Here is a 20,639-nt window from a genome sequence, read left to right as displayed (position 1 = left end):
GCCTGGGGCATCAGCGTCGGCGTTCTTGCTGCGTGACGCGGGTGCGCCAAGCAGAGCGAGAGCGCGGACACGATGCCGCTGACCTCCACCCGTGTCGGTCTGCGGAGAAGGACCCCGAGACGTCTGGTGCAGTCCGGACCGCACATCGTCCGGCCCGGCAGCGAGCAAGGAAACCTTGAGCTGAGGGAGCACGGCCAGGGGGACTGCTGCTCGATTCCACCAAGGGTAAGCCTGGTTAGGAGACGCGGTCCCCCACAACGCGGGGATCTCGAACAAGTCGCTGGAGTGGGAGCGTAGTCGCCGCGTCACAGAGTGTGCAAGGCGTTCCTTCTTGCAGCCACGCTCGAGTAAGACCTGCGCCTTGCAGGCCACGCCCAATCGGAGTCAGGCTATGACCTGAAGTCGTGCGTGGAGATCTTGGCGTCACCGCGGGTTGGTAGCTGTCGGATGCTTCCACCCGCTATCAGAGCAATCAGCGCGCGTAACACAGTCGGACAGTACAACGGCGCGAGTTCGGCGCAAGCCAGTCCCAGAGGTAGTGCAAAGGGGTCGCCGCAGCCCCTCTTGCTCGGAATTCTTGCTGGTCAGGTGGAGCTGCGGCAATCTTCCTTCGGCTCAGATGTCCCGGAAGATCTCGATCTGGGCGCCGATCGAGTTGAGGCGTTCGGCCAGGTCCTCGTAACCGCGGTTGATGACGTACACGTTGCGGAGGACGGACGTGCCCTCGGCGGCCATCATGGCCAGGAGGACGACGACGGCGGGGCGCAGGGCCGGCGGGCACATCATTTCCGCCGAGCGCCAGCGCGTGGGGCCCTCGACGAGGACGCGGTGCGGGTCGAGGAGCTTGACGTCGGCGCCGAGGCGGTTGAGGTCGGTGAGGTAGATGGCGCGGTTGTCGTAGACCCAGTCGTGGATGAGGGTCTGGCCCTGGGCGGCCGCGGCGATGGCCGCGAAGAACGGCACGTTGTCGATGTTGAGGCCGGGGAACGGCATGGGGTGGATCTTGTCGATCGGCGCCCGCAGCTTGGAGGGGCGCACGGTCAGGTCGAGCAGGCGCGTGCGGCCGTTGTTCGCCGGGTACTCGGGGCTGCGCTCGTGGTCGAGGCCCATCTCCTCCAGGACGGCGAGCTCGATCTCCAGGAACTCCACCGGCACGCGGCGGATGGTCAGTTCGGACTCGGTGACGACGGCGGCGGCCAGCAGGCTCATGGCCTCGACCGGGTCCTCGGAGGGCGCGTAGTCCACGTCGCGGTCGATGGTGGCGACGCCGTGCACGGTGAGGGTGGTCGTGCCGATGCCCTCGACGCGGACGCCGAGCTCCTCCAGGAAGAAGCAGAGGTCCTGGACCATGTAGTTCGAGCTGGCGTTCCGGATGACGGTGACGCCCTCGTGCCGGGCGGCCGCCAGGAGGGCGTTCTCGGTCACGGTGTCGCCGCGCTCGGTCAGCACAATCGCCCGGGTGGGTGCGACCGAACGGTCGACCTGCGCGTGGTACGTGCCGTCGGTCGCCGTGACCTCCAGGCCGAAGTGGCGCAGGGCCGTCATGTGCGGCTGGACGGTGCGGGTGCCGAGGTCGCAGCCGCCCGCGTACGGGATCTTGAAGTGGTCCATGCGGTGCAGGAGCGGACCGAGGAACATGATGACGCTGCGCGTGCGGCGGGCGGCCTCGGTGTCCATCGCGGCCAGGTCGAGCTCCGCGGGCGGCACGATCTCCAGGTCGTTGCCGTCGTTGATCCAGCGGGTGCGGACGCCGATGCTGCCCAGCACCTCCAGGATCCGGTAGACCTCCTCGATCCGGGCGACCCGGCGCAGGGTGGTGCGGCCCGCGTTGAGGAGCGTCGCGCACAGCAGGGCGACGCACGCGTTCTTGCTGGTCTTGACGTCGATCGAGCCGGAGAGCCGGCGGCCGCCGACCACCCTGAGATGCATGGGACCGGCGTAACCGAGGGAGACGATTTCGCTGTCCAGCGCCTCACCGATGCGGGCGATCATATCAAGGCTGATGTTCTGATTTCCTCGCTCAATGCGGTTCACGGCGCTCTGGCTGGTGCCGAGGGCTTCCGCGAGCTGCGACTGGGTCCAGCCTCGGTGCTGCCGGGCGTCGCGGATCAGCTTGCCGATACGGGCGAGGTATGCGTCGGTCATGCCGTAGACGTTATCTCACATATGAGATTTCATCCGCATGGCGGTTCTGGCCATTGGTTGTTCTATTACGATGCGTACAACTCGGAGGTGACATGACCGTGTCCTCGCGCCCGGTGAGCGGCCTGCGCGCGCCCCTCGTCGTGGCCGCCGCCCATCTGCTGGCCTGCGCCGCCTTCCTGACGGCCTTTCTGACCCACCGCGACGACCTGCCCGACCCCGTCGCCACCCACTTCTCCGGCTCCGGCGGAGCCGACGACTTCACGACCCTCGACGCCTTCCCCTACGGGGCGCTGGGCATCCTGCTCGTCATGGCGCTGCTCTGCACGGGGCTCGTGTTCGCGACGCGCGGCCACCGCGTGCTCGTCGGCCTCGGCTGCGCCGTCGCGGGGCTCCTCGGTGCCGTGGTCGTCGCGGTCGTCCTGAACAACGCCGGGGCGGAGACGGCCGACAGCGTCCGGCTCGGCCCGGGAACGCTGGGCGCCGCCCTCGCCGTCGCCGCCGCGGCGACGGCCCTCGGCGTGCCCGCGGGCGGACGCGGCCCCGCGGCGCCGCAGGCGGAGCCGGACGACCCCTTCGCGGAACCGGCACCCCGCTTCGCGCTCCGCAAGGGCGAGAGCGTGGTCTGGACCCGTGGCGCCGGCTCGCGCCCCGTGCTCGCCGGCGGCGTGGCCCTCGTGGCGGCCGGCGCCCTCATGACCCCGCTCGCAGGCTGGGTCTCGGGCGTGGGCCTCGCGGTCGGAGGACTGGCGCTGTGCGCCTGCTTCGCCGTCCGCGTCACCGTCGACCGGCACGGCCTCACCGTGAACGTGCTCGGCCTGCCCCGCCCCCGCGTCCGCATTCCCCTCGACCGGATCGAGGAAGCCACCTGCCGCGACGTCGAACCGCTGCGCGACCTGGGCGGCTGGGGCTACCGCGCCGTCCCCGGCCGCAGCGGCTTCGCCCTGCGCTCCGGCCCCGCGGTGGTCGTCCGCCTCACGACCGGCAGCGAGTTCGTCGTCACCGTCGACGACGCCGCCACGGCCGCCGCGCTCCTGGGCGCCCTGGCCGAGCGGGAGCGCGAGCGCACGACGCCCGGAGGAGGCTGAGATGCTCGTCCGCCTCGACCACGGCTCCCCGGTGCCGCTCGGCGACCAGATCGCGGCCGCCGTGCGCGGCGCCATCGCCGACGCCACCGTCAGCCCGGGCGAACGCCTCCCCGCCGCCCGCGCCCTCGCCGACTCCCTCGGCGTCAACGTCCACACGGTCCTCCGCGGCTACCAGCGTCTCCGCGAAGAGGGCCTCATCGAACTCCGGCGCGGCCGCGGCGCGGTGGTCACGGCCGACCCCGCCGCCCCCGGCCGCGCCCGCCTGACGGACGGCGTCCGCGCGCTGGTCGCGGACGCGCGGGCGCTGGGCGTGTCGGACGAGGAGCTGGTCAAGCTCGTACGGGGCGGGCTGGCGGGGCGGTAGCCGGGGCCGCCGGGTTCAGAACTCGGAGGTGTCGAGTTCGAGATCGAAGGGCTCGGGGAGGTGGAGAGGTTCCCCGAAGCGGCAGCTGTCCGACTTCATGTAGCCGAGTTCTCCCGGCTTGCTGAAGAGCGTGCAGGTGCGCTCCTGCCGGTCCGCGAGCAGGTACAGCGGGGCGCCGTATTCGGCGTATCGACGGCGCTTGGTGATCCTGTCTGTGTCTCCGTTGGACTCGGAGGTGACCTCGACGACAAGGAGGGTCTGGTCGGGAACCAGAGTGTCTCCTCCCTTTGCGAGTTCGCGAGGCACCACCGCCAGGTCGGGGACGTACCAGTTGGGGCTGCCCGGCAGGTCGAGGTTGCCTGCGCCTGCCCTGCAGCCGAGCCTCCGCAATGCAGGCCCGATCTGTTCACGGATAAGGTCTGCAACGTTTTCGTGGTCCCATACAGGCACGGATTGTTCGATGACCCCCTCTACGATCTGCGCCCGGTCATCCCCCCGGATGTGCTGGATCGCATACTTCAGTGCGGATTCGGGGTCGTCGGCTGCGTAAGAGTGGGACTGTGCGCTCATCGGTCCTCCCGCGGACATCGTGACTGCAGCATGACGACTGTCCAAGGTCTACGGCAATCAGCGCCACCGGCCCGCCCGTTCGACCCAACGCTCACTCGTACTGGTGAACTAGGCCCGCTTGTGTCCCGCAAATCACCCCCTGTCATGATCGAACGCGCGGCGGCCGAACGCTCCGCCGCAGGGGGAGAACACCCATGGCAGGCAAGGTGGAGGCGGCTGTACAGGCGGCCGCACAGCTCGGCTCCTTCGCCGACGAGGCCGCCCGCGCGCGGATCCTCGGCGCCTACGACAAGGCGATGGCCTTCTGGCCGGAACCGCGCGGTCAGCAGGACGTCGCGACGTCCTTCGGGACCACCCGCGTGCACACCTACGGAGGCGGCGCCGGCACTCCCGTCGTCCTGCTGCACGGCCAGAGCGCCACGCCCGCCGAGTGGGCGCCGCACGTCGCCGCCCTCGGCGGGGCACGTCCCGTGCTGGCCGTCGACCGGGTCGGCGAGCCCGGGTACAGCGCCCAGACGGCTCCCATCCGCACCGCGGACCACATGGCCGACTGGCTGGAAGAGGTCCTTGCGGGTCTCGGCCTGGAGCGGGCGCACCTCGTCGGCCACTCGTACGGTGGCTGCGTCGCGCTCAACCACGCGGCCCGCCGCCCGGCCCGCGTCGCCTCGGTGACCGCCTACGAGCCGCCCCGCGCCCTGGCCCCGCTGAAAGCGGGCTTCGTCCTCGGCGCCCTCGTCGCCGTCCTCAGCGGTTCGGACAAGGTCCAGCGCCGCTGGTTCAGCGGGCTCATCGGCGACACGGGCGCGGGCCCCGAGGAGGCCGAGGCGACGATGCGGCTCTCCCTGGAGGCGATCCGCGGCTTCCGCATCCGGCTGCCGCAGCCGTGGCGCATGACGGACGAGGAACTGCGCTCCGTGAGCGCGCCCGCCCTGATCCTGCTCGGCGGGGCCGGCAAGGCCATGGACGCGCGGCGGGCCGAGGGGCGGGCGCGGCGGCTGATCCCGGGCGTGCGGACGGAGATCGTGCCCGGCGCCGGGCACGGCATCCCGGTGAAGGTGTTCAACGACCGTCTGCCGGCCTTCCTGCGTGAGGTGGACGAGGCCGCGGCCGCCTAGCCCGTCCGGCCAGTGGAGGTGGTGACGCTCACCACGGCAGCCCCGCCCCCGCCCCCACGCGGCCCCGCACCACCGGAATGGCCGTACCGGGCCCGAGCTCTCCATCCGCCCCCGCGCGGCCCCGCCGCAGGTCGTCGCCGAGTCGTCGCCCTCACTCGCGCCTGCTCGCGCACGCCGTTCCACCGGCCGGAGGGCGGCCCCCGCGGCCTACCCCGATCCGCCCCGGTCCGCCCCCGTCCGTCCCGGACCGCGCAGGTCAGCCCCGTCAGGGCAGGCGCGGGCCCGGTCACGGCCCGGTCAGGACATGACCGTTCCTCAGCGATGTACTAGAGTTATCTCGACATCGAGATATCTGCCGAGAGGCGTACCGCTGTCGCGCCAGTAAGGCATGCCTAACTAAGGCACACCTTATCGGATCGGCGGGACCGTGGGGCGGCAGGATGGCCGCAGTACGCGAATTCATGCATGAAGGAGACTGTCGTGTCGGCGAACAGCTTCGACGCCCGCAGCACGCTGCAGGTGGGCGACGAGTCGTACGAGATCTTCCGGCTGGACAAGGTCGAGGGCTCCGCGCGCCTTCCCTACAGCCTGAAGGTGCTGCTGGAGAACCTGCTCCGCACGGAGGACGGCGCGAACATCACCGCCGATCACATCCGCGCGCTGGGCAACTGGGACTCGCAGGCCCAGCCCAGCCAGGAGATCCAGTTCACGCCGGCCCGCGTGATCATGCAGGACTTCACCGGCGTCCCCTGCGTCGTCGACCTCGCCACCATGCGTGAGGCCGTCAAGGAGCTCGGCGGCGACCCGGCGAAGGTCAACCCGCTCTCCCCGGCCGAGCTGGTCATCGACCACTCCGTCATCGCCGACAAGTTCGGCACGAAGGACGCCTTCGGCCAGAACGTCGAGCTGGAGTACGGCCGCAACAAGGAGCGCTACCAGTTCCTGCGCTGGGGCCAGACCGCCTTCGACGACTTCAAGGTCGTCCCCCCGGGCACCGGCATCGTCCACCAGGTGAACATCGAGCACCTGGCCCGCACCGTCATGGTCCGCAACGGCCAGGCGTACCCCGACACCCTCGTCGGCACCGACTCGCACACCACCATGGTCAACGGCCTCGGCGTGCTGGGCTGGGGCGTCGGCGGCATCGAGGCCGAGGCCGCGATGCTCGGCCAGCCGGTCTCCATGCTGATCCCGCGCGTCGTCGGCTTCAAGCTGACCGGCGAGCTGCCCACCGGCACCACCGCCACCGACCTGGTCCTCACGATCACCGAGATGCTGCGCAAGCACGGCGTCGTCGGCAAGTTCGTCGAGTTCTACGGCGAGGGCGTGGCGGCCACGAGCCTCGCCAACCGCGCCACCATCGGCAACATGTCGCCGGAGTTCGGCTCCACCGCCGCGATCTTCCCGATCGACGGCGAGACCCTGAACTACCTCAAGCTCACCGGCCGCAGCGAGCAGCAGGTCGCGCTGGTCGAGGCGTACGCCAAGGAGCAGGGCCTCTGGCTCGACCCGGCCGCCGAGCCCGACTTCTCCGAGAAGCTGGAGCTCGACCTGTCGACGGTCGTCCCGTCGATCGCCGGCCCGAAGCGCCCGCAGGACCGCATCGTCCTCGCCGAGGCCAAGGCCCAGTTCGAGCGTGACGTCCTCAACTACGTCTCCACCGCCGACGAGGCGGGCGAGGAGTCCTTCCCGGCCTCCGACGCCCCGGCCGCCTCCAACGGCGTGCCGACCAACCCGGTCACCGTCACCGCCCCCGACGGCTCGACCTACGAGATCGACCACGGCGCCGTCACCGTCGCCGCGATCACCTCCTGCACCAACACCTCGAACCCGTACGTGATGGTGGCCGCGGCCCTCGTCGCGAAGAAGGCGGTCGAGAAGGGCCTGACCCGCAAGCCGTGGGTCAAGACCACCCTCGCCCCGGGCTCGAAGGTCGTCACCGACTACTTCGACAAGGCGGGCCTGACCCCGTACCTCGACAAGGTCGGCTTCAACCTCGTCGGCTACGGCTGCACCACCTGCATCGGCAACTCCGGCCCGCTGCCGGAGGAGGTCTCCAAGGCCGTCAACGACCACGACCTGGCCGTCACCTCGGTGCTCTCCGGCAACCGCAACTTCGAGGGCCGGATCAACCCCGACGTCAAGATGAACTACCTGGCCTCCCCGCCGCTGGTCGTCGCGTACGCCATCGCGGGCTCCATGAAGGTGGACATCACCCGCGACGCGCTCGGCACCGACACCGAGGGCAACCCGGTCTTCCTCAAGGACATCTGGCCGTCCGAGGCCGAGGTCAACGACGTCGTGGCCAACGCCATCGGCGAGGACATGTTCAACAAGTCCTACCAGGACGTCTTCGCGGGCGACGCCCAGTGGCAGGCCCTGCCGATCCCGACCGGCAACACCTTCGAGTGGGACTCCGAGTCCACCTACGTCCGCAAGCCCCCGTACTTCGAGGGCATGACGATGGAGACCACCCCGGTCACCGACATCTCCGGCGCCCGCGTGCTGGCGAAGCTCGGCGACTCGGTCACCACCGACCACATCTCCCCGGCCGGTGCCATCAAGGCCGACACCCCGGCCGGCAAGTACCTCACCGAGCACGGTGTCGAGCGCCGTGACTTCAACAGCTACGGCTCCCGCCGCGGCAACCACGAGGTCATGATCCGCGGTACGTTCGCCAACATCCGCCTGCGCAACCAGATCGCGCCGGGCACCGAGGGCGGCTTCACCCGCGACTTCACGAAGGAAGACGCTCCCGTCTCCTTCATCTACGACGCCTCGCAGAACTACCAGGCCGCCGGCATCCCGCTGGTCATCCTGGGCGGCAAGGAGTACGGCTCCGGCTCGTCCCGCGACTGGGCGGCCAAGGGCACCGCGCTCCTCGGCGTCAAGGCCGTCATCACCGAGTCGTACGAGCGCATCCACCGCTCGAACCTCATCGGCATGGGCGTCCTGCCGCTCCAGTTCCCGGCCGGCCAGTCGGCCGACTCGCTCGGCCTGACCGGCGAGGAGACCTTCTCCATCGCGGGCATCACGGAGCTGAACGAGGGCACCACCCCGAGCACGGTCAAGGTCACCACCGACACCGGTGTCGAGTTCGACGCGGTCGTCCGCATCGACACCCCCGGTGAGGCGGACTACTACCGCAACGGCGGCATCATGCAGTACGTGCTGCGGAGCCTGATCCGCAAGTAGGCACCTCCCGCGCCGAGTTGTGAGGGCCGCACCCCGTTCACGGGGTGCGGCCCTCACGCGTTCATGCATGCTTTTCAGCTTTTCCACCCTTCCGAGGCAAGCATCCAACTCGACCGGGTGATGGGGCGATTGGGGATGTGTCGGGCCGTGATGCCCTGGTTAAGCTCCCGCCCGGGACGAATGGGGGAGGGAGCAGATGACGGGATCCGCTGTGACCTTCGGGGAGCTCGGCCGGCTTTGCGGTGAGGAGCTTCCCCGGCGGATCGCACTGTCGAGCGTGCTGCTTCCGGCAGCCGCCGGCTCCGAACAGCCCGTGTTCCCGGCGCTCGTGAAGTCGGAGAACGGGACGACGGTGGCCTACGCATGTCAGTACCGGCAGAACGCCGGCAATCCTCCTCTGCTGGTCGCGCTCGGACTGGCGTCCAGCGATCCCGGCTACAGCACCACGTGCATTCCTGCGGCCATCTCCAGCCGCTGACCGCTCCGCTTTTCGAGAAGGGGTACGGAAATGGAAAACGCCATCAGCTTCGAGGAACTCGACACCGTCGCGGGCGAGGTGCTGCCCGAGCGCACCGTGATGGGCGTCGTGGCCACGCCGCTCGCCGCTCCGTACGGCGACGGTGACGGCGGCTCCGGTGCCGGCGCCGGCAGCTCCAGCAGCAGCTCCGCGGCGGCCACGGGCGGCGGCGTGTTCGCCCCGCAGCCGCACGACCACGGCACCGTGGCGCTCTCCGCCTGCCAGGCCGTGGACCGCCAGGGCACGCCGGGCCTGTTCGGTTCGCTCGGCCTGCCGTCCACGAACCCGACCACCACCATGACCTGTATCCCGGCGGCCGTCGCCAGCCACTGACCGCGTAACGGCACCGCTTACGCACCCGGGAAGGGCCGGACGCGTCCGGCCCTTCCCCTCGCCCCGACGGAGAGCGTTCATGGCACTGCCCGCGCTGGTGGCCGGCACGGAACTGGTCGGCGAGTTCGAGGACTCCGGCTACCGCGAGCCGCCCCACCTCGTCTGCCGCCCCGACGGGCAGGTCGTCCGCCTCCCCGCCCTCCTCTACCAGCTCGCGCGGGCGCTCGACGGCCGGCCCGTGGCGCAGGTGGCCGAGCAGCTGAGCGCCGAGACCGGTCGCCGCTTCGCCGCCGAACACATCGTCTTCCTCATCGACAAGAAGCTCGTCCCGCTGGGCCTGTCGACCTACAGCGACGGCTCGCCGCCACCGCCCACGGCGAAGCCCGACCCCTTCCTGTCGTTCCGCTTCCGGCTGGCCGTGCTGCCGGAGCGCGCCACGTGGTTCCTCGCCGGGCTGTTCGCCTGGCTGTTCCGGCCGGCGCTGGTCCTGCTCGCGCTGGGCGCCTTCGCCTACGGCGAGACGTGGCTGTGGCTGACCCAGGACACCGGCGCGGCACTGCGGTCCGTGCTCTCCTCCCCGGCCGACGTCCTCCTCGTCGTCGTCCTGGCCGTCGCCTCCTGCGTGTTCCACGAGATGGGCCACGGCGCGGCCTGCCGCTACGGAGGGGTGCGGCCGGGCGAGATGGGCTGCGGCGTCTATCTGGTGTGGCCCGCCTTCTACACCGACATCACCAGCTCCTACCGGCTGGGCCGGGCCGGGCGCATCCGCGCCGACCTGGGCGGCGTCTACTTCAACGCGCTGTTCGTGCTGGGGCTGCTGGGGCTGTACGGGGCGACGGGGAATCCCCTGATGCTGGTGGCGATCCTCTCCGTCCACCTGGAGATGATCCAGCAGCTCCTCCCCACCCTGCGGTTCGACGGCTACTACATCGTGGCGGACCTGGTCGGGATCCCCGACCTGTTCAAGTACATCGCGCCCATCCTCCGGCGGGTCGTGCTCCGGCGCCCCCAGGACGAGAGCCTGAAGGCGCTGAAGCGATGGCCGCAGGTCGTGGTCGCGGCGTGGGTGCTGTTCCTGGTGCCCGCGCTGGTGCTCCAGCTGGGCCTGGTGCTCGCCAACCTGCCCCAGCTGCTCCGTACGGACTGGCAGACGATCCGGCTCCTCGCCGAGCACGCGGGCGCCTCCGGCTACCCCGTCCTCGGCACGGTCGCGGCGTGCCTGCAGGTCGTGCTGCTCACTCTCCCGGTCGTGGGGGTGACGCTGGCCCTGGCCCGGCCCGCGCGGGCCCTCGCGCGGGGCGCCAAGCGGTGGCTGTCCCCCGGGTGAGACCGCCGGTGAAGCGCGAAGTCCGGGCCGCTCCGCGCGCGAGGCGTGCGGCCTCACGCGGGGATTGCGGCCCGGACCGGCAGTGGCGCGCACTGCCAGTGACGCTACGTCAGAACATCAGCCCGTACTGGTTCCAGCCGGAGTTGCCGATCTTCACCTTGTAGTCGTACGGCTGGTCCGTGCGGCCCGTGCCGCGGTACAGCCACAGCGCGCCGTCCTTGTCGCGCGCGATGAGGTCGGCCTTGCCGTCCAGGTCGACGTCGCCGGTGCCCACCAGCTTGTTGAACTGGTTCCAGCCGCCGCCGATCCGCTGCTTGTACTCGAACGGCTTGGTGTAGTCGCCCGTGCCCTTGTAGAGCCAGAGGACGCCGTCCTTGTCGCGGGCGACGATGTCGGCCTTGCCGTCACCCGTCAGGTCGCCGCGGCCGGCGATCTCGGTGAACTGGTTCCAGCCCGGGCCGACCTTCTTGCGGCCGGTGAGCGTGCCGTCCGGGTAAGCGAGGTAGAGCCACAGGACGCCCTCGCGGTCGCGGACGAGGATGTCCGACTCCTTGCCGCCGCCGAGGTTGCCGGGGGACATGAACTGGTCGTACTGGCCCCAGTCGTCCGCCACGATGCTCGGGCTCTTGCCGGCCGGGGCGAAGATGATGTTCTGCGCGTTGTCGCGGACGTACAGGCCGTCGGCGATGCCGTCCCGGTCGTGGTCGACGCGGGCGGCGGAGTTGATCGCGCTCCAGCCGTTGGTGACGTGCTCCTTGGGCGTGATGCCGCCCTTGCCGTCGGGCCAGTAGAAGTACAGGTCGTCGTTGTTGACGGCGCTGAGGGGGAGGAAGGGGGCCTCGGCGGTGGGGCCGTCAGCCTTGACGCCCTTGACGCCCTTGCGGGGGGCCGCGAGGCGCGGGGCCTGCGGGGCCACGGCGCCCGACTTCGGGTAGTCGCCGGACTTCGCCTCGCCGCGCAGCGCCTCGGAGCGGTGCTTGAACGACGTGTCGGCGGGGAGCTTGGCAGCCCGCTCGGCCGCGGTGGCGGCACGGGAGGGGGCCTTGGGGCCGTCGGCGAGCGCGGTGCCGGCGGTGGTGCCGACCAGGGCGGCGGCTATCGCCGCGGTGGCGATGCGCTGCACCGCGCGGGCGCGCGGGCGGCCGGGAAGGTGAGCCACGTGGGTTCTCCAAGAGGGTCTCAGCAAAAAGCGGCGCGCCCCCTGTCAGGGGCACGCCACTGGATCCACGTGATCGTTTCATACTGTCTTTACGGGCCGTCAAGAGGTGTTATGCGGATCTTTTCCCCAATAGCTCGATCTCGGCGAGGACGTGGTCGGCGCCGTCCGCCGGCCGCAGCCGGTAGTGCCGGTACGCGCCGGGCCGTGCCACCGAGAAGACCCGCGTCTGCCGGTCCCAGGCGAACGTCTCGTCCGTCCGCCGGTCGACTTCCTGCCACTCCCCGGTGCCGTCCTGCGAACCCTCCAGCACCCAGCCGCCGGGGGCCTTGGCCCGGTCCGCCGAGGTCAGGGTGTACGAGGTCACGCGCGCGCCGGACGGCACCTGCAGCAGGGCCGTGCCGAAGGAGACGTCCGTGACCGACGTGTCGTCGGTGAGGGGCGAGGTGTTCGGCGCGGTCAGGTCCTCGTCCGGGACGGGGGCCGCGAAGTCCTTGCTGATGGACGACGGCCCGTCGGTGCGGCCGCTGCCCCAGGACGACGGCTGCGGGCCCATGTCGAACTCCAGGGTCGCGCCCCTGGCGAGGACCGCGTGCGGGAGCGCCGTCGACCGCCAGGCCTTGCCGTTGACCCGCAGCCCCTGCACGTACACGTTGCGGGCGCTGTTGCGCGGGGCCTTCACCACCACGTCGCGGCCGCTCTCCAGATGGAGCGTGGCCTTCCGGAAGAGCGGCGACCCGATCGCGTACTCGCCGCCGCCCATCACCAGCGGGTAGAAGCCCAGCGCGCCGAACAGGTACCAGGCGGACATCTCGCCGTTGTCGTCGTCGCCCGGGTAGCCCTGCCCGATCTCGCTGCCGAGGTAGAGGCGGGACAGCACCTCGCGCACCTTCTCCTGCGTCTTCCACGGCTGCCCGGCGGCGTCGTAGAGGTACGTGATGTGGTGCGAGACCTGGTTGCTGTGCCCGTACATGCCCATGCGCACGTCCCGCGCCTCGGTCATCTCGTGGATGACCCCGCCGTACGAGCCGGCGAACTCGGGCGCCCCCGTCTCCGGCGTGCCGAAGAACTGGTCGAGCTTCTCGGCCAGGCCCTCGCGGCCGCCGTACAGCCCGGCCAGCCCGCGGGTGTCCTGCGGGGCGTGGAAGGCGAAGTTCCAGCCGTTGGTCTCGGTGTAGTCGTGACCCCAGACGTGCGGGTCGTAGCGGCCGGGCGGCAGGCGCCGCGAGCCGTCGGCGTTGCGGCCCTGGAAGAAGCCGACGGCCGGGTCGAAGAGCTTCACGTAGTTGCGGGCGCGGTTGAGGAAGTACGCGGACTCGTCGCGGTAGCGGGCCTTGTGCGTGCGCTCGTAGAGGGCCTTGCCCATGGTCGCGAGCCCGTAGTCGTTGAGGTAGCCCTCCAGCGCCCAGGAGAGGCCCTCGCGGGTGGTCGTGCTCGTCCAGCCGAGGAAGGGGGAGGTCTCCATGCCCTTGCGGCCGACGCCGGGCTGGGTCGGCACGACGGTGGCGTTCTTGAGCGCGGCCTCGTACGCGGCCTCCGCGTCGAAGGGGACGCCCTTGGCGTAGGCGTCGGCGAAGGCCACGTCGGAGCTCGTGCCCGTCATCAGGTCGGCGTAGCCGGGGGAGGACCAGCGCGAGATCCAGCCGCCGTCCTTGTACTGCTGCACGAAGCCGTCGACGAGCCGCCCCGCCTGCTTGGGCGTGAGGAGGGAGTAGGCGGGCCAGGCGGTGCGGTAGGTGTCCCAGAAGCCGTTGTTGACGTAGATCTCGCCGTCGGCGACCCGCGCTCCCGTACGGGTGGGGGTGCTCTCCCCCTCGGGGCGGGAGAAGGGGCTGGCGTAGCGATGGCGCGGACGGGTGCTGGTGCCGGTGTTCTCGAACCCGGAGTTGGGATAGAGGTAGAGGCGGTAGAGGCTGGAGTAGAGGGTGGTGAGCTGGTCGCGGCTCGCGCCCTCGACCTCGACCCGGCCGAGGAGGGCGTCCCAGGCGGCGCGGGCCCGGTCGTGGACGCGGCCGAAGGAGGTCCCCGCGGGAATCTCCTGCTCCAGGTTGGCCTTCGCCTGCTCGGTGCCGATGAGGGACGTCGCGATGCGCAGGGTGACGGTGCGGTCCTTGCCGGGGGCGAGGCGCAGCCAGCCGGTGGTGCTCGCCTTGTCGTCCGGTTGACCGGCCCCGGTGACGGGCGTGTCGAGCACCCCGTAGACGAACATGCGGCCCGCGCCGACGGACAGCCCGCTGCGCACGTCCGAGTAGGCGGTGAAGGAGCGGGTCCCGGGGTCGAGGGTGAGGCCGCCCTGGTTGCGGACGTTGTCGAGAACGAGGGCGGCGGCGTTCTCCTTGCTCTCCTTCTTGTCCTCGCTCTCCTTCTTGTCCTCCGGATAGGTGAAGCGCATGATCGCGGCGTGGTCGGTGGGGGCGATCTCCGCCTTGAGGCCGTTGTCGAAGGTGACGCCGTAGTAGTGGGGGCGGGCCGTCTCGTTGGCGTGGTGGAAGGGGAGGGCGCGGGCCGTGCGGCTCGTGTCCGGAGGGCCTGCCCCGGGGGCGACGACCGGCATCACCTGGAAGGTCTGCCGGTCCCCCATCCAGGGGCTCGGCTGGTGGCTCGCGCTGAACGCCCGGACGGTGGGAAGGTTGTCGGCGTTGTTGGCGGCGGCGTACTGGTAGAGCCAGTCCATGGCGCCCGCGTTCGTGACCGGCGTCCAGAAGTTGAAGCCGTGGGGGACGGCGGTCGCGGGGAAGGTGTTGCCCCGCGAGAAGCTCGCGCTGGAGTGGGTGCCGCGCGTCGTCACCGCGTAGTCGGCGAGGTGTGCCGGGGGCTTCTCGGCGGGCGCGGGCGCGAGGGAGACGTCGTCGACCCAGCCGCGGAACCGCGCCGGCCCGGCGGGGGAGTCGTACGCGACGAGCACACGGGCCACGGTCTTCCCCGCGGCCACGGCCCCGATGCGCGACTCCTTGTTGTTCCACTGATTGACGTAGAGCGTGCGGGAGCCGGCCTGGCCGCGGGGCGTGAGGGGCGCGCCGTGCTGGTCCACCGCCCCGAGGTCACTCAGATAGGTGCCGTCCGTGAAGGCGAGGTCCAGGGACACATGGGTGGCGGGGTAGCGCAGGTCGACCTCCGGCATGGAGGGGAAGACCTTGTAGGAGAGGACGGTGCGCGGGGTGACGCGGAGGCTGACCGAGAAGAGCTTGTTGTACGAGTAGGCGCGGCCCATGGCCTGGTGGACGCCGCCGTAGCGCAGGGCGCGGCGCCCGGAGAAGCCGGCGCGCGCCTTGGCGGTCGGAGAGCCCTTGGGGCCGCCGTCGACGTGGCTGCGCATGTCGGAGGGCGGCGGCGGGCCGGTGTGTTCCGGCGCGAGCTGCACCTCGGCGAGCTGGGTGATGTCCTCGCCGCTGTTGCGGGTTAAGTCGAGCCGGTAGTGGCCGTAGGGGGTGGTGTTGGCGAAGGAGAACTCGCGGGTCTGGAAGCGCTTGTCGAAGGTCTCGCCCTTGCGGGTGTCCAGCGGCGTCCAGCTCTTGCCGTCCTGCGAGCCCTGCAGGACCCAGTCGCGGGGGTCCCGCCCGGGGGCGTCGTTGGCGGACGTCAGGGCGTAGCGGACGGCGGTGACCGGCTCGGCGAGGTCGAACTCCAGCCAGGCTCCCGACTTCTCGAAGGTGAGCCATTTGGTCGTGCTCTCGCCGTCGACGAGGTTCTCCTTGACCTCGCCCGAGCCGGCGTTCTCGCCGCTCGCCCGGACGGCGGTGACGGAGTCGCTGACGTTGCCGGGGATGCCGCGGGTGTCGTCGCCGTCGACGCCGGCGGTGCGCTTGCGGCCGTCGGGGGTGGACTCGACGGTGTCGCGCCAGTCGGGCTGGGGGTCGCCCGGTTCGAAGGAGGAGGAGAAATGGTCGGTGGGGGCGGCAGCCTGGGAAGCGGCGGCAGGGACTTGAATGCCCGTCATAAGGGCGACGGCCAGAAGGGGGACGAGCGGACGGGTGAGACTACGCCATCGGTGTCGGAGCTGGTGCCGGGGCCTGTGCCGCTGTCCCTGCCGCATCTCAAGTCTCCCAACGAAACCGACAACGTTGTCAAGTGAGCCGCGCAGAGATAAGTAGGGCGTGAGGGGCGGGTGGTGTCAAGGGTCCCGGACTTGGTGTCGCCACGAGGGGATGCCGCCCGCAGGAGAGCCCGTACCGCGCGAGGTCTCAACTAGAGAAAGACTGACGGCAGAAGCTGCTTCCGATCTTGCCCAGTTGGTGAGAAGTGGACTATACCTGTCGGCTACCGGGGAGGCTCCGAGGGCCGCTGCGGCGGATCCGGGGGAGGGCGACAAGGGGGAACGTCGCTGCCACGTCACCGCTCCCGGCGCGCACGCTCAGCACCACGCCAAGCGCACCACGCACCATACCCAGCACGCCACGCACCACACCCAGCACACCAAGCTTCAGCACCACACCCAGCACACCAAGCTTCAACTGACCCGCGGTGTCGGGCCCTTCGGCAACTCTTGTGAGCAAGGGAAAAACCGGTGCACCGCCTGAGTCCTGGAGAAGGCGAGGACTTGAGCATGGGATCGAGCATGGGATCCACAGGGGAGTTCGGCCGGCGCGACCTGATCAAGAGAGCGGCCGCACTCGGCCTGATCGCGGTGCCGTCGATGGGCGTGCTGAGCGCCTGCGCGTCGGGCGGCGGCAGCGACGACAACAAGGTCGACAAGGGGACGAAGAGCGAGAAGAACCCGCTCGCGGTCAATGAGTCCGCGCCGCTCGACGTCGTCATCTTCGACGGCGGTTTCGGCCAGCAGTACGCCAAAGACGCCGAGGCCGAGTACAAGGCGGCGTACCCCAAGGCCGAGGTGAAGCACGCGGCCACCCAGGAGATCCAGACCCAGCTCCAGCCCCGCTTCAACGGCGGCACCCCGCCGGACCTCATCGACAACTCCGGTGCCAAACAGATGGACATGGGCACCCTGGTGGGCAAGAAGCAGCTGACCGATCTCAACGCCCTGCTGGACGCGCCGTCGATCGACGACCCGTCGAAGAAGGTGCGGGACACGCTGCGGCCGGGCGTCGTCGAAATGGGCCGGTTCGAGGGCCAGGAGACCTGGATCCTCTACTACGCGTACACGGTCTACGGCGTCTGGTATTCGAAGACGGCCCTGGAGAAACTGGACGCGCAGTACCCGGAGACGTGGGACGACATGCTCGCCGTCTGCGAGAAGGCGAAGAAGAAGGGCATCGCCGGCTGGACGTACCCCGGAAAGTTCCCGTACTACCTGCCGTTCAGCCTCTATCCCTTCATCGCCAAGATCGGCGGCCGGGAAGTCATCGACCGTATCGACAACCTGGAGCCGAACGCCTGGAAGGACCCGGCGGTCAAGGCGGCCTTCGAGGCGTACTACGAGCTCTACAAGAAGGGCTACATCCTCCGGGGCACCCCCGGCCTCACCCACATCGAGTCGCAGACCGCCTGGAACCAGGGCAAGGCCCTGTTCATCCCCAACGGCTCGTGGGTCGAGAACGAGTCGAAGAAAACCACTCCCGCCGACTTCAAGATGGCGGTGGGGGCGCCGTCCAGCCTGGACGCGAAGCGCGACAAGATGCCGTTCGGCACGATCTGGGCCTCGGGCGGCGAGCCGTTCATCGTGCCGAAGAACGCGAAGAACCCGCAGGGCGGCATGGAACTGCTGCGCATCATGCTGGGAAAGAAGTCCTCGCAGAACTTCATCAAGCAGGTCTCGTCCCTGACGTCGCTGAACGGCGGGACGGAGGGCCTGACCCTGCCGCCGGGCCTCAGCTCCTCGCAGGAGGCGCTCGCCAAGGCGGGCGAGAACGTGGTCAATCCGCGGATCCAGGACTGGTACGTCGCCCTTCAGAAGGAGAAGATCGGCGTGGCGGCGCTGGGCGAGATGATGGCCGGCCGGATGACCCCGGACGAGACGATCGCCAAGATCCAGAAATTCGCGGACGGTGTGCGTGCGGATGACTCGATCAAGAAGTACCGGCACAAGTAGCAGGCGGGTGGCGCGCGTGCTGAGCGCATGGAGCGCGCTGAGCGCACTGAGCGCACTGAGCGAGCTGAGCGCACCGAGCGAGCTGAGCGCACCGAGCCACTGAAGTACGTCACCGGCGGCGGACGCGGACCGGGACGGATCCGCGTCCGCCGCCCCGCATCCGCGGCTCCGCGCCCGCGGGAGATCGGGGTCGAAAGGCAATGCAGCACGGTAAGTACCGCTTCGTCGTGGGGTTCCTGGCCGTACCCCTGGTGATCTACGCGGTGTTCGTGATCTCGCCGTTCCTCCAGGCGATCTACTACTCGTTCACGGACTGGACGGGCCTGAGTCCCGACTTCAAGATGGTCGGGGTCGGCAATTACCGGAAGATGTTCTCCGACGACGTGTTCTGGAAGTCCGTCGGCCACAACGTCCTGTTGCTGCTGGTGCTGCCACTGGTGACGCTCGGACTGGGCCTCTTCTTCGCCTTCATGCTGAACGTCGGCGGGCGCAGGAGGAAGAACGCGGCGGTGGCGGGCGTCCGCGGCTCGGGCTTCTACAAGGTCGTCTACTTCTTCCCGCAGGTCTTGTCGATCGCCATCGTGGCCCTGCTGTTCCAGTTCGCGTACAACCCGAACAGCGGCGCGCTGAACTCCTTCCTCAGCGCCGTCGGCCTGGATTCCGTACAGCCGAACTGGCTCGGTGACCCGGATCTTGCGCTGTGGTGCGTGATGGCGGTGATGGTGTGGAGCAACGTGGGTTTCTACGTCGTCCTGTTCTCGGCGGGCATGAGCTCCATCCCGAAGGACTTCTACGAGGCGGCGCTGCTGGACGGCGCGAACCGCGTCCAGACCTTCTTCAGGATCACGCTCCCCCTGCTGTGGGACACGGTCCAGACCGGCTGGGTCTACATGGGCATCATGGCGCTCGACGGATTCGCGGTCGTGCAGATCATGACGGTGGGCCCCGGCGGCCCGGACTACTCGACCGAAGTGCTCGCCTACTTCCTCTACACCAAGGCGTTCCGGGACGGGCAGGCCGGATACGCGACCACGCTCGGGGTCGCCCTGCTCATCGTCACCATGATCTTCGCCGGCATCGTGATGAAGCTGGGCCGGCGCGAACGGCTGGAGTTCTGAGTTGAGCGGCGCGGAGAACGTTGTGGAGGCGGAAAGCGCGGTGGAGGCGGAAAACGCTGCAGAGACCGGGGCTCCGGTGGTGGACTCCCCGGAAGGCCGCATGGGCAGCGAGGGAAGGATCCTCAACGTCTTCTCGCACGGGGTGCTGATCCTGTGGGCGCTGATGGTCACGCTGCCGCTGCTGTGGGCGGTGATGAGCGCGCTCAAGGACGACAAGTCCATCTTCACGTCGCCCTGGGCGCTGCCCACGAGCCTGCACTTCGACAACTGGTCGCGGGCGTGGTCCCAGGCGCACATGAGTGAATACTTCTTCAACTCGGTCGTGGTGGTGGCCGGTTCGCTCTTCGGGACGATGCTGCTGGGCTCGATGGCGGCGTACGTCCTGGCGCGGTTCGAATTCCCCGGGAACCGCTTCATCTACTACCTGTTCGTGGGCGGGATGAGCTTCCCGGTGATCCTGGCCCTGGTCCCGCTGTTCTTCGTCATGAAGAACATGCAGCTGCTGGACACCTACCACGGCCTGATCCTGGTCTACATCGCGTACTCGCTCCCGTTCACGATCTTCTTCCTGAGCGGCTTCTTCCGCACCTTGCCCTCGTCGGTCGCGGAGGCGGCCCTGATCGACGGCGCCTCGCACACGAGGACCTTCTTCCAGGTGATGCTGCCGATGGCCAAACCGGGCCTGATCAGCGTCGGCATCTTCAACTTCCTGGGCCAGTGGAACCAGTACCTGCTGCCGGCGGTCCTGAACGTGGGCGACGAGGACAAGAAGCTGCTGCCGCAGGGCCTGGTCGCCCTGGCAGTCAGCCAGGGTTACAAGGGCGACTGGTCGGGCCTCTTCGCGGGCCTGGTCATCGCCATGCTCCCGGTCCTGGCGGCGTACATCGTCTTCCAGCGGCAGGTCCAGGCGGGGCTGACGGCGGGGGCGCTGAAGTAGCGCCGGGGGGGGCTGTCGGAGGACCGCCGGGGGCCGTCGGGGGGCCTTCCCTCCTGTGACTTCCTGGTGCCCTCAGGGGGCACCAGGAAGCCCTGGAGCGCGGCCTACGGGTGGCGGTGGTCGTGATCGCGGTCGTGGTCGTGGTTGTGATCGCGGTCGTGACGGTCGTCGTGTCGGTCATCGCGGCGATGGTCGTCATCCCGGTCGTCCCGGCGGTCGTCGCGCCAGTGGTCGTCGTCCCGGCGGTGGTCGTCCCTGCCGTGGTCATCGTTCCAGCGGTGGTCGTCATCGCGCCGGTGGTCGTCATCGCGACGGTGATCATCCCTGCCGTGATCGTCGTCCCGGCGGTGGTCGTCGTCCCGGCGGTGATCGTCATCGCGGCGGTGATCGTCGTCCCGGCGGTCGTCGTCGTGGCGGTGAACCTCGGAGGGGTGCACCCACCAGCCATTGCGGCACACACGGCCCTCGGCGTCACGGTCCCCCTCGTCGTAGACGCCACTGCCTCTGGTCTCCCCGTTCGGCCCAGGACGCCCGTTCGAATAGACGTACCGGCAGTCGGCGGGGGCCGGAGGAGTCCCGGGCGCGGCGGCCTGCGCCACGGGGAGGACGGGCAACGCGGCACCGGCGGCGCAGAGCACCACCAGCGCTGCACGCGCAACATTTCGCATTCGGATCGCCCTTCATCGATGGGTCGCGCCATCTCGCGGCGCGACCCTGGAAGAACCACGATGTCGAAGGACGAGTAACCCTCTGAGGCGTATCCACACCAAACCACACGAATGCGTATT

15 protein-coding genes are annotated in these 20,639 nt (G+C 69.7%); 11 read left to right on the top strand and 4 right to left on the bottom strand.

Annotated features, from left to right (window positions below; all coding sequences use genetic code 11):
• Window positions 1-615 precede the first annotated feature (615 nt).
• The gene (locus B7P34_RS06100) at window positions 616-2,145 is read right to left on the bottom strand and encodes a helix-turn-helix domain-containing protein (RefSeq protein ID WP_106674762.1); all 1,530 of its coding nucleotides are present in this window, start codon (window positions 2,143-2,145) and stop codon (window positions 616-618) included.
• A gap of 92 nt (window positions 2,146-2,237) precedes the next feature.
• On the opposite strand from B7P34_RS06100, the gene B7P34_RS06095 reads away from it, so the two are divergent.
• Window positions 2,238-3,230 carry a hypothetical protein gene (locus tag B7P34_RS06095; protein ID WP_106674761.1) on the top strand — a complete coding sequence of 331 codons (993 nt, stop codon included), beginning with the start codon at window positions 2,238-2,240 and terminating at the stop codon, window positions 3,228-3,230.
• Window position 3,231: 1 nt separating this feature from the next.
• The gene (locus B7P34_RS06090) at window positions 3,232-3,594 is read left to right on the top strand and encodes a GntR family transcriptional regulator (protein ID WP_106674760.1); all 363 of its coding nucleotides are present in this window, start codon (window positions 3,232-3,234) and stop codon (window positions 3,592-3,594) included.
• A gap of 15 nt (window positions 3,595-3,609) precedes the next feature.
• Here B7P34_RS06090 and B7P34_RS06085 read toward each other — a convergent pair whose 3' ends face one another.
• Window positions 3,610-4,164, bottom strand: a complete 555-nt coding sequence (locus tag B7P34_RS06085; protein WP_106674759.1) for a Uma2 family endonuclease — start codon at window positions 4,162-4,164, stop codon at window positions 3,610-3,612.
• Between the two features lie 194 nt (window positions 4,165-4,358).
• Between B7P34_RS06085 and B7P34_RS06080 the strand changes: the two genes are divergently transcribed.
• The 5 genes from B7P34_RS06080 (at window position 4,359) to B7P34_RS06060 (ending at window position 10,651) form a co-directional block, all read left to right on the top strand.
• Window positions 4,359-5,279, top strand: coding sequence for an alpha/beta fold hydrolase (locus tag B7P34_RS06080; RefSeq protein WP_106674758.1), 921 nt, complete (start codon window positions 4,359-4,361; stop codon window positions 5,277-5,279).
• A gap of 480 nt (window positions 5,280-5,759) precedes the next feature.
• Complete coding sequence (gene acnA / locus B7P34_RS06075) at window positions 5,760-8,474, top strand: aconitate hydratase AcnA (RefSeq protein WP_106674800.1); 2,715 nt, start codon at window positions 5,760-5,762, stop codon at window positions 8,472-8,474.
• A gap of 196 nt (window positions 8,475-8,670) precedes the next feature.
• Complete coding sequence (locus tag B7P34_RS06070; RefSeq protein ID WP_146166749.1) at window positions 8,671-8,952, top strand: hypothetical protein; 282 nt, start codon at window positions 8,671-8,673, stop codon at window positions 8,950-8,952.
• A gap of 30 nt (window positions 8,953-8,982) precedes the next feature.
• Complete coding sequence (locus B7P34_RS06065; protein ID WP_106674756.1) at window positions 8,983-9,324, top strand: hypothetical protein; 342 nt, start codon at window positions 8,983-8,985, stop codon at window positions 9,322-9,324.
• Window positions 9,325-9,403: 79 nt separating this feature from the next.
• Window positions 9,404-10,651: a hypothetical protein gene (locus B7P34_RS06060; RefSeq protein WP_189382525.1), complete on the top strand. Its 1,248-nt coding sequence runs from the start codon at window positions 9,404-9,406 to the stop codon at window positions 10,649-10,651.
• 109 nt (window positions 10,652-10,760) lie between these two features.
• Here B7P34_RS06060 and B7P34_RS06055 read toward each other — a convergent pair whose 3' ends face one another.
• Together B7P34_RS06055 and B7P34_RS06050 are read right to left on the bottom strand one after the other, a co-directional pair.
• A complete protein-coding gene (locus B7P34_RS06055; RefSeq protein ID WP_106674755.1) occupies window positions 10,761-11,810 on the bottom strand; it encodes an FG-GAP repeat domain-containing protein in 1,050 nt (349 codons plus the stop codon).
• A 109-nt stretch (window positions 11,811-11,919) separates the two neighbouring features.
• Entirely contained in the window at window positions 11,920-15,744 is a 3,825-nt protein-coding gene (locus tag B7P34_RS06050; RefSeq protein WP_223267552.1) for a GH92 family glycosyl hydrolase, read from the bottom strand.
• Between the two features lie 618 nt (window positions 15,745-16,362).
• Here B7P34_RS06050 and ngcE point away from each other — a divergent pair.
• From ngcE to B7P34_RS06025, 4 genes are all read left to right on the top strand, one after another.
• The gene (ngcE, locus tag B7P34_RS06045; protein ID WP_189382523.1) at window positions 16,363-17,796 is read left to right on the top strand and encodes an N-acetylglucosamine/diacetylchitobiose ABC transporter substrate-binding protein; all 1,434 of its coding nucleotides are present in this window, start codon (window positions 16,363-16,365) and stop codon (window positions 17,794-17,796) included.
• A 200-nt stretch (window positions 17,797-17,996) separates the two neighbouring features.
• Window positions 17,997-18,914: a carbohydrate ABC transporter permease gene (locus tag B7P34_RS06035; RefSeq protein WP_106674751.1), complete on the top strand. Its 918-nt coding sequence runs from the start codon at window positions 17,997-17,999 to the stop codon at window positions 18,912-18,914.
• A gap of 100 nt (window positions 18,915-19,014) precedes the next feature.
• Window positions 19,015-19,851: a carbohydrate ABC transporter permease gene (locus B7P34_RS06030; RefSeq protein ID WP_106674750.1), complete on the top strand. Its 837-nt coding sequence runs from the start codon at window positions 19,015-19,017 to the stop codon at window positions 19,849-19,851.
• 110 nt (window positions 19,852-19,961) lie between these two features.
• Window positions 19,962-20,597 (top strand): hypothetical protein, encoded by a 636-nt coding sequence (locus tag B7P34_RS06025; protein WP_106674749.1) that lies wholly within the window; start codon window positions 19,962-19,964, stop codon window positions 20,595-20,597.
• The last annotated feature ends 42 nt before the right edge of the window (window positions 20,598-20,639 follow it).

The sequence above is a fragment of the Streptosporangium nondiastaticum genome (genome assembly GCF_003011965.1).
Classification (GTDB): Bacteria; Actinomycetota; Actinomycetes; order Streptomycetales; family Streptomycetaceae; genus Streptomyces; species Streptomyces nondiastaticus.
Note: the sequence above shows the minus strand (reverse complement) of the source record. Positions and strands in the feature narration are given on the sequence as shown.

Coding starts and splice junctions, on each gene's coding strand:
- B7P34_RS06060 (WP_189382525.1), top strand. CDS start 9,404: ATGGCACTGCCCGCGCTGGTGGCCGGCACGGAACTGGTCGGCGAGTTC.
- ngcE (WP_189382523.1), top strand. CDS start 16,363: ATGGGATCCACAGGGGAGTTCGGCCGGCGCGACCTGATCAAGAGAGCG.
- B7P34_RS06070 (WP_146166749.1), top strand. CDS start 8,671: ATGACGGGATCCGCTGTGACCTTCGGGGAGCTCGGCCGGCTTTGCGGT.
- B7P34_RS06090 (WP_106674760.1), top strand. CDS start 3,232: ATGCTCGTCCGCCTCGACCACGGCTCCCCGGTGCCGCTCGGCGACCAG.
- B7P34_RS06095 (WP_106674761.1), top strand. CDS start 2,238: ATGACCGTGTCCTCGCGCCCGGTGAGCGGCCTGCGCGCGCCCCTCGTC.
- B7P34_RS06080 (WP_106674758.1), top strand. CDS start 4,359: ATGGCAGGCAAGGTGGAGGCGGCTGTACAGGCGGCCGCACAGCTCGGC.
- B7P34_RS06030 (WP_106674750.1), top strand. CDS start 19,015: ATGGGCAGCGAGGGAAGGATCCTCAACGTCTTCTCGCACGGGGTGCTG.
- B7P34_RS06050 (WP_223267552.1), bottom strand. CDS start 15,744: ATGACGGGCATTCAAGTCCCTGCCGCCGCTTCCCAGGCTGCCGCCCCC.
- B7P34_RS06085 (WP_106674759.1), bottom strand. CDS start 4,164: ATGAGCGCACAGTCCCACTCTTACGCAGCCGACGACCCCGAATCCGCA.
- B7P34_RS06100 (WP_106674762.1), bottom strand. CDS start 2,145: ATGACCGACGCATACCTCGCCCGTATCGGCAAGCTGATCCGCGACGCC.
- B7P34_RS06065 (WP_106674756.1), top strand. CDS start 8,983: ATGGAAAACGCCATCAGCTTCGAGGAACTCGACACCGTCGCGGGCGAG.
- B7P34_RS06035 (WP_106674751.1), top strand. CDS start 17,997: ATGCAGCACGGTAAGTACCGCTTCGTCGTGGGGTTCCTGGCCGTACCC.